This window comes from Leifsonia sp. 466MF, assembly GCF_900100265.1.
Lineage (GTDB): Bacteria > Actinomycetota > Actinomycetes > Actinomycetales > Microbacteriaceae > Leifsonia.
Genome location: NZ_LT629696.1, coordinates 933,076 through 945,274 on the forward strand (window position 1 = coordinate 933,076; position 12,199 = coordinate 945,274).

Here is a 12,199-nt window from a genome sequence, read left to right on the forward strand (position 1 = left end):
CCATCAGGACCCTGGATCGAGACGCTCCACCCCCCTATACCCGTCTCTCGATCCGTGAAGCCGAAGCCACTCGTTCGGACGGGGGCAGCTCCCTAGTGCTGCCGGAGCGTTGGAGGTCACACTTTGGCAGACTCGAGCACGACCGGTCCCTCCCAGGACCGTTCGAACCCGGACCAGAGCAGCACGGACATCACTTCTTCCCCTTCGACCCCTGTCTCCCGCCGCGCGCAGCGTGAGGCCGCAGCGTCGTCCCGCACGGCATCGTCGCCGGCGCGAACGAACGGCCGCGCCGCCTCGACCGCCGTCCGCACGGCCACCGGCTCGACGGCCGCTCAGGCGAAGAAGAAGCGCAAGGGCGGATGGATCCTCAACGCCGGTGTCATCACCGTCGCCACCGGGATCATCGCGACCATGTCCCTCCCTGCTTTCGCTTTCAACCCGAACGACGCCGAGAGCGCGGGCTTCGGCCCCAGCGCCGCCGACTCGATGAAGAAGGCGCAGTCGCAGACCGTCGAGGTCGGCGGTGTCGCCGCGTCGACCGTCAACCGTGACGCCGCCTCCGCGACCACCGAGGAGCAGCTGGCCCAGCAGAAGGCCGCCGCCGCTGCGGTCGCCGCCGCCGAGGCTGCGCGTCGTCAGGCCGCCGTCGAGCTGGCCACCTACGCGAGCAAGTCGACCGGCCCGTCGGTCTCCGACTTCCTGGCCAACCCGCCGTACCCGAGCTTCAGCCTCTCGCAGGTGTTCTCGGTGGCCCAGCAGTACATCGGCACCCCGTACGTGTACGGCGGCGCCAGCCCCGCGGGCTTCGACTGCTCCGGCTACGTGATGTACGTGTACGCCCAGTTCGGGATCTCCCTCCCGCACTCGGTGTCGGGTCAGGCCGCGATGGGCAAGCGCATCTCGATCGCCGACGCACAGCCGGGCGACCTGGTGATCATGCCGGGCCACGACGGTTTCTACGCAGGCAACGGCAACATCATGGACGCCCCGGACACCGGCCGGTCGATCTCGATCCGCCCGATCTGGACCAGCGACTACTACATCGTCCGCTTGGGCATCTGAGCCCAGTCGGCATCCCCTCCGGACCGGACCTGAACGGTTTCCGTCCGGTGAACACTCCGCACCACAGCACCGGAACGGCGCGCCCCGAATAGGTGGCGCGCCGTTTCTGGGTTACCCTGGCGTTCTGACGCTGCGTCATGCAGCCGCAGAATCGGAGGATCCGATGGCCGGAACACGTTCCGCCGGGCCGCTGAGGGCGACCGGGTGGGACGAGCGCGGCCTTCCGACGGGATCGAGCATCACGCTCTCCCGCTGGGGCGACTTCCTCGCCTGCCGTCACCACGTCGAGGCCTGCCACCGCCACCATGTGGCGTGCCGCCGCCATGCCGCCTCCTCCTTGGGCGCTGTCCGCACGGACAGTGCCCTTTTTGTTTGCCCGAGCACCCTCCCTTTTGTCCCGAAAGGCCGCAGATGAAGACTCTGGTTCTCAACGCCAGCTACGAGCCGCTCGGCGTGATCGCGACGCGACGCGCGATCATGCTGGTGCTGAGCGGCAAAGCGTCGACGATCGCCGGGAGCGGGGCGCAGCTGCACAGCCGCTCCCTGGTTCTGGATGCGCCGAGCGTCGTTCTCCTGAACCAGTTCATCAAGGTGCCGCACCGCCGCATCCCGCTGACCCGCAAGTCCGCACTGGAGCGCTACGGCCACGTGTGCGCGTACTGCGGCAAGTACGGCGACACCCTCGACCACGTCATCCCGCGTGCCCGCGGCGGCACGCACACGTGGGACAACGTCGTCGTCGCCTGCTTCCGCTGCAACAACGTGAAGTCGGACCGCCTGCTCAGCGAGCTGGGCTGGAAGCTCCCGTTCGAGCCGAAGGAGCCGCACCTGAACATGGCGTCGCTGATCAGCATGCGCTGGAACGACCCCAACTGGGAGGAGTTCACGGAGCCGTGGCGCCGCCACGAGCTGCAGCTGGCCGGGTGAGCACGCCTGCATGAAGGCGGAGGCCGAGGCGCGCGTCGACGGATATTGGGCCGAAGTCTTCGAGGTGGAGGTCGGCCGGATCTGGGAGCCGGGCAGCCACACGACCTGGGCACGCGACCCATGGCCAGGGGTCTACGTCCTTGTTCGACCCGGCGTGGTGCGTCTTCGCGCTCCGGGCCGCGAACGGACGAAGCTCGAGCCCATCCTCCGCGCGGTTCCCGCCGAGGACGCGTTGGACGCGGTCCGCTGGCGAGTGGACCTCGACGCGTTCTCTCCGCACGTGCTCGGGCCCGCCATCCACTCGTACCGCAGCGACCCCGTCGCGTCCGACCTCCGTGACATCGCGGAGGTCTCGGAGCACGACGTCCGGCTGTTCGCAGAGAAGGTCGGGGAGGGCGAGTTCGAGGAGTCGGGCCTGGCGGACGCGACCACGGTGTTCGGGATGCGGGAGAACGGTCGACTCGTTGCTGCGGCCGGACTGAGCGTCTGGATGGCGGAGCCGTCGGACATCGGCGTGCTCACCCTCCCGGGCGCCCGGGGGAGAGGGTACGGCCGCCGGGTCGCCGCGGCGGCGGTGAATGAGGCGATCGAGCTGGCGGCCATCGCCCGCTGGAGGAGCCTGGCGAGCAACGCGGCCTCGCGTTCTCTCGCACGGTCGCTCGGATTCGAGGACCGCGGGGAGAACCTCGGGATCAGGCTGAGCCTCTAGCCGTCGGACTCCATCGACCGGAGCCGCATCAGCACCGAGTCGCGGCGCTCGAAGCCGACGGATTCGTAGAGGCGGATGGCTGCCGTGCGACTGGGGCGGGACGTGAGGTCGAGGGTTCGCAGGTCGCGTTCGCGCGCGAGGTCGATGATCGCGTCGAGCAGCTGCCGCGCGATCCCCTTTCCGCGCTGCGCGTCGTCGACCACGACGTCATCGACGTGGCCGCGCCAGCCAGTCGGGAGGGGGAAGGTGGCGAGGGTCGCCATGCCGACGATCTGCCCGTCGACGCGGGCGAGGAGGAGATCGGTTCCGGGATGGTCGAGCATGGCCAGCATCCGGTCGCGGTCGTAGCCGGCGGTGCACGAGAGCTGGGGGAGGAGGCGCTCGATCGCATCCAGTTCGGTGGGGCTCAGCGTGGTCGCGACCTCGATGTCGACGGGGGCGTTCATGCCCTCCACGCTAGCCGAGCGGTTAACGACCGAAGCGGAAGGTCCTGTCGGAACCTTCCGTTCGGTGCCGGGGCCGGCAGCGGTGACCCCGGTCAACCCGCGGTGATCTTGCGGCGGTAGATGACCATCGCGAAGGCGTACGCGATGACGAGGATGCCGACGAGCCAGGCGAGGGCGATCCAGATGTCGCTGCCGACCGGCTGCTGTTCGAACAGCGCCCGGATGGTGTTGACGATGGACGTGACGGGCTGGTTCTCGGCGAACCAGGCGACCGGGCCGGGCATCGACGTGGTCGGAACGAACGCCGAGCTGATGAAGGGCAGGAAGATCAGCGGGTAGCTGAAGGCGCTGGCCCCATCCACCGTCTTCGCCGAGAGTCCCGCGATGACCGCGAGCCAGGTGAGGGCGACGGTGAAGAGGATGAGGATGCCGGCGACTCCGAGCCAGGCCCAGACCGACGCTCCCGTGCGGAAGCCCATGATCAGTGCGACGCCGATGACGATCGCCATGGAGACGATGTTGGCGACCACGGACGTGAGCACGTGCCCCCACAGGACGCTGCTGCGGGCGATCGGCATGGACTGGAACCGCTCGAAGATGCCGCCCTGCAGGTCGAGGAACAGCCGATACGACGTGTACGCGACCCCGGAGGCGATCGTGATGAGCAGGATCCCTGGCAGCAGGTAGTTGACGTACGAGCTGCTGGATCCGGTGTTGATCGCCCCGCCGAGCACGTACACGAACAGCAGCATCAGCGCGATCGGCGTGACCGCGGTGGTGATGATGGTGTCGGGACTGCGCAGGATGTGGCGGAGCGAGCGCCCGGTGAGCACACCGGTGTCGCTGAGAACGGTGGCGGTCATCGTGCTTTCCTTCCTGTGGCGGCCGCGCCGTCGGTGCGGTCGGTGGTGGTGTCGGTGTCGGCGTTCTCGCCGCTGTCGTCTCCCGTGTCGCCGACGAGGGCGAGGAAGACCTCCTCGAGCGTCGGCTGCTTCTCGACGTATTCGACCTTCGCGGCGGGGAGCAGCCGCTTGAGCTCGTCGAGGGTGCCGTTCTGGATGATCGTGCCCTTGTGGAGGATGGCGATCCGGTCGGCGAGCTGCTCGGCCTCGTCCAGGTACTGCGTGGTGAGCAGCACCGTGGTGCCCTGCCCGGCGAGGCGCTTGACCGTGTCCCAGACTTCGATCCGCGCCTGCGGGTCGAGTCCGGTGGTCGGCTCGTCGAGGAAGATGATCGGCGGGTTGCCGATCAGGCTCATCGCGATGTCGAGCCGGCGCCGCATCCCACCGGAGTAGGTTGCCGCCTTGCGCTTGCCGGCGTCGGTGAGCGAGAAGCGGGCGAGGAGGTCGTCGGCGATGCCGGCCGGGTCCTTCAGGTGGCGGAGCTTGGCGATGAGGATGAGGTTCTCGCGTCCGCTGAGCACCTCATCCACCGCCGCGAACTGCCCGGTGAGGCTGATCGCGCCGCGGACGTCGCCCGGCTTGGCCGCCACATCCACCCCCTGCACGGTGGCGGTGCCGCCGTCTGCGCGGAGGAGGGTGCTGAGGATGCGGACCAGCGTCGTCTTGCCGGCCCCGTTGGAGCCGAGCAGCGCGAAGATGGTGCCCGCCTGCACGTCGAAGTCGACCCCGCGGAGCACTTCGATGTCTTTGAACGATTTCTGGATGCCGCGGACGCTGATCGCGGTTGCGCTCATTTCTTCTCCTCCTGTTCTGCCTCCTGGACCGCCTTGATGAGGCGGGCCCGCTCCTTGTCGATCCACTTCACGCCGCCGTACGACTCCGTGTAGGTCTCGGCGAAGTCGATGGGGTCGCCCCCGACGAGCTCGCTGATCGGCGTGCCGTCGATGGCGGCGCGCTCCCACATGTCGGCGAAATCGGTGAGCATCGTGACGAGCGTGTCGCCGTCGGTGATGCCGCCGTTGTACATGAAGTACCGCTCGAACGCCTTCGCGGCGCCGCGGTACGGCTCCGGCAGGGCCTGCACGCGGGCCTTGTACTGCCGGTACTGCTTCTTCTGCTCGAGGGATCCGGTGATCGTCTCGATCCACTTCGCTGCCATGATCAGTTGTCTCCTTCGTGGAGCTGTTCGATCCGCTCTGCGAGGAAGCTCCACGTCCTCCAGAACTCTTCGAGGTAGTCACGACCCCGGGCGTTGAGGGAGTACACCTTGCGGGGCGGACCCTTCTCGGATGGAACCTTCTCGACATCCACCAGCCCGCGCTGTTCGACCCGGACGAGGAGGGCGTAGATCGTGCCCTCCGCGATGTCGGCGAACCCCTGGTCGCGCAGCCATGCGGTGATCTCGTACCCGTATGCGGGCCGACGCGACAGGATGGCGAGCACGATGCCCTCGAGCGTCCCCTTGAGCATCTCGGTCTCTTGCTTGCCCATGGGACCCTCCTTCCTGCTTGCTAGTCAGTGTTGCTGATTACCGGTACATAGTAAGCATGAGTACCGGTAGATAGCAACACTGAATAGCTATCTTTTTTGGGAAGGGGATGGCGTGGGGTTCGGTAGACTCGACGGGCCAGCCTCTGTAGCTCAATGGAAGAGCAGTTCCGTCCTAAGGAAACGGTTGGGGGTTCGAGTCCCTCCAGGGGCACCAAAATTTCTAATGCTTGCACACGAAGCATTAGAATTTAGATGAGGTCATCGCGCGCCAAGGGCGACCTTCTTGCTCGCCATAAATCACCTGGATGCTCGCGGGAACGATGCAGCATCGTTGGCAGATGTTTCAGTCCCGCAAGGTATCTACCGCCGGTACATGCTGGTATTCGCTGGGCGATTCGCATGCACCGATAGTGTTGTCGATGTCACCACAATCGATATATGCCCGGCGGGGCACAAAAGGTGGTGGGAATTGGGGGAACGCCGTGCCGTCGATCGAAGAAGAAATCGCTTCCTGGGTCAATCAGCGACCAGATTGGATTCGCATTCTGGCAGCCCAGATTCTCGAGGCCGGCGGCGTGGATGAGCAATTCGCCGAATCGCTAGCGGCGGATCTTGTGGCGAAGAAGGCTCTTCCCAAGCCGGCCGAGCTTTCTGCCGAGGACCTGCCTACTTCGGCGAGCGGTGGAGCGAGAGTCGAATTGGTATCGATCGGCGACCTTGTCAATGTCAATGCGTTGGCCGATGGGGGACAACTGGTTTTTGGTGAGTCTGGCTTGACGGTGGTGTATGGCGACAACGGAAGTGGCAAGTCGGGCTTCGCTCGTCTGGTTAAGGACGTCGTCGGTGCACGGCATCGGCAAGAGATTCTGCCTAACGCCTTCAACCCCAAAGCGCCCAAAGACCAGAGCGCGGTCATCACCTACCGTATAGATGGTAAACCGCATACAATCACCTGGCCGCAGGGCACTGATCCAGAGCTTCGCCAGGTCCATTTCTACGACGAGGCTTGTGGAGACCATTACCTCATCAATGACACCGAACTCAGCTATCGGCCTTCAGCGCTAAATGTGCTTGATCAGCTTGTTGAGGCGGCGGATATGCTCCGGAGTGCGCTGGACCGTGAGCTTGCGAAAGTGGCTGGGAAGCCGCATGAGATTCCGGGGCTTACTGCGTCGTCGGCGGCTAGAAAGTTCGCGTCTTCCCTCAGCGCGAATACGACGGATCAGCAGATTGATTCGGCGGTTGAGCTACCTGCAGATGCGGAGGCACAGTTGGCCACGCTCGTGCAAGAAGAGGGGCGGCTCCAATCGACCAATCCTTCGACGGAGAAGACGCGACTTACTAAGGCCGCTGCAGCGCTGGACCTCATGGCTGATCATCTCGACGATTTCGATGAATTTCTGAGTCCGGCGGCTTCAGCTAAAGTCGAAGAACTCTTGAGTAATGCGCGCGCTCTTCGCGCGGCAGCGGATTTGGCTTCGAAGACCAACTTCACGAATGAACCGCTAGAAGGCGTGGGGACAGCATCATGGCGCGCCTTGTGGGAGGCGGCGGAGAACTATTCGAAGCAAGTCGCTTATCATGAGCACGATTTTCCCTATGTGAGTGATGACGCTCGTTGTCCTCTTTGCCAGCAACCGCTTGCCGACGACGCATCCATGCGGCTGACTCGTTTTCAAGAATTTGTTCACGATGTAACAGCCAAAAGAGCCAAGGAAGCCGAAGCGGCAGCACAGCACGCGATCTCTTCCCTGGTGCAATTTGAGGTTGCTACCGTCGCCACAACGAATGCCCTTGCGGCGATTGAAGCCGAAGATCCCACGCTTGCGGATGAACTGCGGCTTGCTCTCGACACCGCCGGACTCGCTAAGGGACGAATTGGTGAACGACTGCGAACCGAAACCGAAGAGCCGGCAGTGCCACTCGCGTCAATCGACCGAGACGACCTGAAGACGCGTGCTGAATCCATTCGGCAACGCGCCGAAAAGGTTGACGCCGTAGCATTCGCTGCACGATTGAAGGAAGCAACTGACGCCAAGAACGAATTTCGAGACAGAATCGAGCTCGCCAAGCATGCCGAAAGTCTTAAGAAGGACGCTGCCCGACAGCGAGCCGAGCGAGATATCACCGCAATTAGGAACAGCGTCTCCACCCAGCCGATCACTAAGCAATCCATCGCGCTCACGCGTACCTACGTAAATGAACAAGTCAACGATCGATTCTCGCGCGAATCCGACCGTCTCGGTCTTGACCACGTCAAGTTGGATGACAAAGGCGGTGGCAAAGGAAAACTCCGCCACAAGCCAGCGCTGCTTGGTGCAACGCTCACGACCAAGACGGTCCGCGACGTACTCAGTGAAGGTGAGCAGACGGCCCTGGGGCTTGCGGGGTTGCTTACCGAAATCAACTTCGATGACTCAAAGTCCGCCCTTGTCTTGGACGACCCGATCACATCACTCGACCATGGTCGCCGTGAGAAGGTGGCACGGCGAATCGCAGCACTCGCTAGTAAGCGCCAAGTGATTGTCTTTACCCACGACCTGACGTTTCTGGGAGACCTGATCCGAGCAGCTGATGAAGAGGACGTTCCTATCGAGGAGCGCTCGATCGTCAAGGATAAGGGTGTCCCGGGTGCCGTCCTGGCCATGCATCCGTGGAAGGCGAAGGATGCAAAGAAGCGCATTGGAGACCTCCGGGCCGACCTCGCGAAACTCAAGAAGGATCAATTGGCCCTTTCTACAGAGGAATACGACAACCGGGTTCAGCTTTGGGCGGGGAAGCTTTCTGAGACTTGGGAGCGCATCGTGCGAAATGACGTAGTCGGCAAAGTTGTAGACCGTGGAACTACCGAAGTGCGCCCCAAGATGATCAAGCTTCTAGCCAAGATCACGGCGGAGGACAATTCCGATTTCCAGAGCGGATACAGTCAGGTCTCGAAGTGGGCACCCCGCCACGACAAGAGCGAAGAAGTCAATTTCGTGGCGCCGTCGATCGACGACATGGAAGCCGAACTTAATCGCGCCGAGGCGTGGTGGAAGAAGATGGTCGCGTACGCCAATTAATTTCGCCGTGGTACGCGTGCTGACGAGGCCGGATTCCGTGTCCGATCCTGCACCTCGACACCTGTCTCGATCGGCGTCTTCTTCACCGTCTTGTCATTGAACCCGGCCGCTGGATCTCTCGCGAGTCGGCCAGACTCGAGTGTTGCCGGGTGCCTTTAGTCGCGGCTCTGATCATTCCGTCGCGGCCAAGGTGCTACGCGGTTGTCGGCGAAGCTATCACGTTGAAGTCGTTGCCGGTCCGAACGATGAGGGTGATGCCGAGCCGGTGGAGCAATTCGACCAGATCCTCTGACGGTCGCCCCGGCAGCAGGATGACAGGGGTCGCGGCAATCTTCGCCTTTTCGGCGACGTAAACGTAGTCGAGCACTTGACCTATGGCGGTTCGAACGTATTCGCGACCGGAAGACTTCTTGGCTTCAACGATCCACCCGCGCGATTCGACGAACAGATCGGGCTCAATGAGCGCATCCCCCGATGCGAGCAGCAATCGCTTGATCATTTCGCCTTGGTTCAAGAGCCAGACGCCGAAGGCGGCTTGGAGTTCGAATTCAATGCGTGAAACGGTCCGATCGCCAGGGATGTCGCTGCCGTCCCCCGCAATCACGACATCCGTCGCGTCGGGCGGACTCCAAGTTGCAAGTTGCGCAAGACCGGTTGGCTCGGAAGCTGGAGCCAACAGTCGGCTGTCCGCATGCACCGGCACGAGGTTGAAGACAATGCCGTTGCGGGGGATGTTATCTCTATCCGGGATTGTGCGGGGCCAGAATGTGGGTGTCCCAGTGGTGAACTCGCCGACATACGTCACAGATGTGCCATTCACGGTGAACAGCCGGATGGGTCGCCCAGTCACGCTTGAGTCTCTGATCGCGAGGTTTCCACGTGTAAACCTCTGATCGCCTCGCTGACCTGCTCCTGTGTAGGAGTACGAGCCGTCGGGCTGGAGTCCCTCGTAGAGGTGGTAACCGAAGCCGGCTCCACTCGCGGGGTCCGTGAAAGCAATGATGTCCGGCAAACTCCTTAGAGTCACTATGCCGTTACGAGCACTTCCTCCATAGGCGGCATGCAGCTCACGCCGGAGGACTGTGTCGCCGGGTTCGAGCGTCCAGGTGGGCGGCGTCACGAAGGTGCGTCTTACGAAGCGTGCGCGGACGGCCGCCGCCTGGTCGTCGGTGAGCTTCCATCGTGTGGTTCCGTCCTGAAGGATGCCGTATCGGCCTCGCAGCGCATCCCGAATCTGCTTCTGGCTCACGTTGAGTTCCAGGGACAGATGCGCAGGAGTTATGTCGGCCACTCCCCGACGCTATTGATCACATGTAATGCCAGCAACCCCCACGAATGGTGACGATCCGAGGATGGGCCGCGCAGGGCCAGCACCACTTAGATTGCGAAGCTACTCTTCGCTGCTCAGAGGCGGCTACCCGCGGTCGGTCCCCGGTAAAGCTAGATACCCGCGCAGGTACTCCCGCAGCGACTTATCGCACACATACACGTACGTCCCGCGGATTCCTCGCGTCAACAGGACGGCGTAGATGTTGACGACGTATTCGAGGATGTCCGCGTCTGTGTAGGTGATACCGCGACGCTTGTTGTTCTCCATCCCCTTGGTGTCGAAGTAGTTCGACCGGTCGAAGATGAGCCTGTGGTTGGCGGAGTCGTATCGAAGGTCTTGGCCGATGATGACCCCGGCATAGTTGAGGTCGTAGCCCTGGATCGTGTGAATGGAGCCAACCTCTGAGAGGGATGTGGGCGAGGAGACCCAATCCTTCTGAGTCCTGTTCCATCGCAGACGCTCGCCGTCGATCTCGATGTCATAGGCGCTTGGGTCCTTCTTGCTTTGCCATTTCCACGCATAGCCGGCCACTAAACGGGCAAGCCCGATCTCGGCGTCTCGCCGCTCGATCTCCTCGCGCATGCGACCAACGTCGTCGAAGAACCGTAGATCGTAGCCAGGGAACGAGCGCGGTGCCACCTCGTCGCCTCGAAGGATCCGCCTGACGTAGGGGGTATATTCGTCGCCGGCGCGGACCCTCAGTTGCGACCGCAGCGGGTAGTAGCGGTACGCCTTCTGTGCAGTGGTGACCAGCGCTGCCATCACGTCCGTCGGAAGATCGGCCGGTCGCACGCTCTGTTCGGGGTCGACCAAAAGGATCTGGTGAGTACTTCGCACACGGATCCAATCCAGTTGGGTGTACTCGTCGGTATCCCGGCCAAAGAGGGACTCGTTAATGGCGGCGAAGGCGGCGTTGAGTGGACCGGCTGATTGATTGGCTCGATGGTTCAGACGGTGCGCCTCATCGACGACCAGCAGGTCGAAGGAACGCTTCGATTTGCCCACGTCGAACGGCGTCATCACCGGAACATCCTTCAGACCTGGTGTGAGCGCGAAGACCCTTTGGAGAGTGGCGCGGAGAGATTGCTGCGGTACGACCAAACCGACGGTGAAATTCCTGAGCAACTCGGCGTTCTCCGGGACGAAGAATTCCGCGAAGACCGTCTCCTCGTCAGGATCGTCTTGCCAGGACTGTGTACGGATATCGCTCAACAATTTGAGCAGATAGACAGCGACGACTGTCTTCCCGGTTCCGGGGTCACCCTGAATGACGATCGGCTCAACCACACCGCCGCGGATATCCTCGAACAACCCCTCCACGATGTCCTCGACAGCGACGGCCTGATCAACTGAGAGCGCCTTGAACGGCGAGAATTTGAAGAGGTCGCTATTGATAATCTCCGGGACAGTCCGCTGAAACAGGCCGCGCTCGCGCAGCTCGGTGAAGATGTCGTCGAAGTACGCCTGATACCGCTCCCGATCGAAGTAGGCGGCATCCCTGACACCCGGCACCGCGTTGACCACCTCCAGGTGGCCATCTCCCGCGAACATCCGGATCAGATAGGACTCCAGATCCAGGCAAGCGGACTTATTGAACTCGTCATGAAGAATGACGCGCACGGACGTGAGCGCGTTCTTCTTGCAGTCGGCGCTATGCTGCCGCATCCGCGACACCAGGCTGAGCGTCTCGCCAACATAGACCTGGCTCTGCCCGTCCATGACATAGACGACGGGCCAGTTCTTCAGCCGGGGGTCGACCAGCGCGGATCCGTTCGCATCGCGACGATCGAACGGCACCACATCAAAGCTCGTCATACTTCGTGCTTCTGCCGCGCGCCTTGTCGACGGGATACTTTGCGCGGGTCTTGGCCAGCTTATTCAGGATGATGTCGTCCGGGTCTTCCCCGAGCTTGTCAGCAAGAAGCAAGCAGTAGGTCAGGACATCGGCCAACTCATCGCGAACCCGGTCGCCGTCGGCGTCCGGTCCCCACTGGAAGCACTCCAGGAGTTCTCCTGCTTCGATGGCGACGCTCTTCGCCAGATTCTCCTGGGAGTGAAACTGGGCCCAATCGCGCTCCTTCACAAAAGCGCGGAGCGCGTCGCGCACTGTCTCGTTCGTCACGCTGTCACCGTAGCAATTGATCACACCTTCCAGTGCGGCTGGCGGCTCGGCGTTGCCGGATTGAAAGTACGCCGGGACACGGCCCTGTCCAGCTCGCGCGTGGCTCCCCCGACAGCCTCATGCTCGTCGTCGCCTTCAGGCCCGCCGT

At 62.9% G+C, this 12,199-nt stretch carries 12 protein-coding genes and 1 tRNA gene; 5 read left to right on the top strand and 8 right to left on the bottom strand.

Translation table 11 applies throughout. The features are described from left to right. Nucleotides 1-123 precede the first annotated feature (123 nt). The 3 genes from BLR91_RS04470 to BLR91_RS04480 all read left to right on the top strand — a co-directional run bounded on the left by BLR91_RS04470 (nucleotide 124) and on the right by BLR91_RS04480 (nucleotide 2,698). The gene (locus BLR91_RS04470; RefSeq protein WP_231918819.1) at nucleotides 124-1,062 is read left to right on the top strand and encodes a C40 family peptidase; all 939 of its coding nucleotides are present in this window, start codon (nucleotides 124-126) and stop codon (nucleotides 1,060-1,062) included. A 411-nt stretch (nucleotides 1,063-1,473) separates the two neighbouring features. Then, nucleotides 1,474-1,989: an HNH endonuclease gene (locus tag BLR91_RS04475; RefSeq protein ID WP_089876818.1), complete on the top strand. Its 516-nt coding sequence runs from the start codon at nucleotides 1,474-1,476 to the stop codon at nucleotides 1,987-1,989. A 10-nt stretch (nucleotides 1,990-1,999) separates the two neighbouring features. After that, on the top strand, nucleotides 2,000-2,698 hold the full coding sequence (locus tag BLR91_RS04480; protein ID WP_089876816.1) for a GNAT family N-acetyltransferase: 699 nt from the start codon (nucleotides 2,000-2,002) through the stop codon (nucleotides 2,696-2,698). Here the strand turns inward: BLR91_RS04480 and BLR91_RS04485 are convergent. The 5 genes from BLR91_RS04485 to BLR91_RS04505 all read right to left on the bottom strand — a co-directional run bounded on the left by BLR91_RS04485 (nucleotide 2,695) and on the right by BLR91_RS04505 (nucleotide 5,537). After that, the gene (locus tag BLR91_RS04485) at nucleotides 2,695-3,144 is read right to left on the bottom strand and encodes a GNAT family N-acetyltransferase (protein ID WP_089876814.1); all 450 of its coding nucleotides are present in this window, start codon (nucleotides 3,142-3,144) and stop codon (nucleotides 2,695-2,697) included. The genes BLR91_RS04480 and BLR91_RS04485 overlap by 4 nt on opposite strands. 92 nt (nucleotides 3,145-3,236) lie before the next feature. Further along, nucleotides 3,237-4,007, bottom strand: coding sequence for an ABC transporter permease (locus tag BLR91_RS04490; RefSeq protein ID WP_089876812.1), 771 nt, complete (start codon nucleotides 4,005-4,007; stop codon nucleotides 3,237-3,239). Continuing rightward, nucleotides 4,004-4,840 (bottom strand): ABC transporter ATP-binding protein, encoded by an 837-nt coding sequence (locus BLR91_RS04495; RefSeq protein WP_018191738.1) that lies wholly within the window; start codon nucleotides 4,838-4,840, stop codon nucleotides 4,004-4,006. Before BLR91_RS04495 ends, BLR91_RS04490 begins: the two co-directional genes overlap by 4 nt. Beyond that, on the bottom strand, nucleotides 4,837-5,205 hold the full coding sequence (locus BLR91_RS04500) for a DUF1048 domain-containing protein (protein WP_020077086.1): 369 nt from the start codon (nucleotides 5,203-5,205) through the stop codon (nucleotides 4,837-4,839). Before BLR91_RS04500 ends, BLR91_RS04495 begins: the two co-directional genes overlap by 4 nt. Nucleotides 5,206-5,207: 2 nt before the next feature. Beyond that, the gene (locus BLR91_RS04505; RefSeq protein ID WP_020077087.1) at nucleotides 5,208-5,537 is read right to left on the bottom strand and encodes a PadR family transcriptional regulator; all 330 of its coding nucleotides are present in this window, start codon (nucleotides 5,535-5,537) and stop codon (nucleotides 5,208-5,210) included. A 139-nt stretch (nucleotides 5,538-5,676) separates the two neighbouring features. On the opposite strand from BLR91_RS04505, the gene BLR91_RS04510 reads away from it, so the two are divergent. Continuing rightward, nucleotides 5,677-5,751, top strand: a tRNA-Arg gene (locus BLR91_RS04510). Between the two features lie 268 nt (nucleotides 5,752-6,019). Continuing rightward, nucleotides 6,020-8,599 (top strand): AAA family ATPase, encoded by a 2,580-nt coding sequence (locus BLR91_RS19950; RefSeq protein WP_157694664.1) that lies wholly within the window; start codon nucleotides 6,020-6,022, stop codon nucleotides 8,597-8,599. A gap of 193 nt (nucleotides 8,600-8,792) precedes the next feature. Here the strand turns inward: BLR91_RS19950 and BLR91_RS04530 are convergent, their stop codons facing one another. The 3 genes from BLR91_RS04530 to BLR91_RS04540 all read right to left on the bottom strand — a co-directional run bounded on the left by BLR91_RS04530 (nucleotide 8,793) and on the right by BLR91_RS04540 (nucleotide 12,051). Then, nucleotides 8,793-9,890, bottom strand: coding sequence for a hypothetical protein (locus BLR91_RS04530; protein ID WP_089876805.1), 1,098 nt, complete (start codon nucleotides 9,888-9,890; stop codon nucleotides 8,793-8,795). Nucleotides 9,891-10,013: 123 nt separating this feature from the next. Beyond that, nucleotides 10,014-11,744: a DUF2075 domain-containing protein gene (locus BLR91_RS04535; RefSeq protein ID WP_089876802.1), complete on the bottom strand. Its 1,731-nt coding sequence runs from the start codon at nucleotides 11,742-11,744 to the stop codon at nucleotides 10,014-10,016. Beyond that, a complete protein-coding gene (locus BLR91_RS04540) occupies nucleotides 11,731-12,051 on the bottom strand; it encodes a nucleotide pyrophosphohydrolase (RefSeq protein WP_089881551.1) in 321 nt (106 codons plus the stop codon). The genes BLR91_RS04535 and BLR91_RS04540 overlap by 14 nt, the downstream gene beginning before the upstream one ends. Nucleotides 12,052-12,199 lie beyond the last annotated feature (148 nt).

Excerpts from the sequence above, each read along its gene's own strand:
- BLR91_RS04490 (WP_089876812.1), bottom strand. The coding sequence starts at position 4,007 with ATGACCGCCACCGTTCTCAGCGACACCGGTGTGCTCACCGGGCGCTCG.
- BLR91_RS04485 (WP_089876814.1), bottom strand. The coding sequence starts at position 3,144 with ATGAACGCCCCCGTCGACATCGAGGTCGCGACCACGCTGAGCCCCACC.
- BLR91_RS04505 (WP_020077087.1), bottom strand. The coding sequence starts at position 5,537 with ATGGGCAAGCAAGAGACCGAGATGCTCAAGGGGACGCTCGAGGGCATC.
- BLR91_RS04475 (WP_089876818.1), top strand. The coding sequence starts at position 1,474 with ATGAAGACTCTGGTTCTCAACGCCAGCTACGAGCCGCTCGGCGTGATC.
- BLR91_RS04500 (WP_020077086.1), bottom strand. The coding sequence starts at position 5,205 with ATGGCAGCGAAGTGGATCGAGACGATCACCGGATCCCTCGAGCAGAAG.
- BLR91_RS04535 (WP_089876802.1), bottom strand. The coding sequence starts at position 11,744 with ATGACGAGCTTTGATGTGGTGCCGTTCGATCGTCGCGATGCGAACGGA.
- BLR91_RS04480 (WP_089876816.1), top strand. The coding sequence starts at position 2,000 with ATGAAGGCGGAGGCCGAGGCGCGCGTCGACGGATATTGGGCCGAAGTC.
- BLR91_RS04495 (WP_018191738.1), bottom strand. The coding sequence starts at position 4,840 with ATGAGCGCAACCGCGATCAGCGTCCGCGGCATCCAGAAATCGTTCAAA.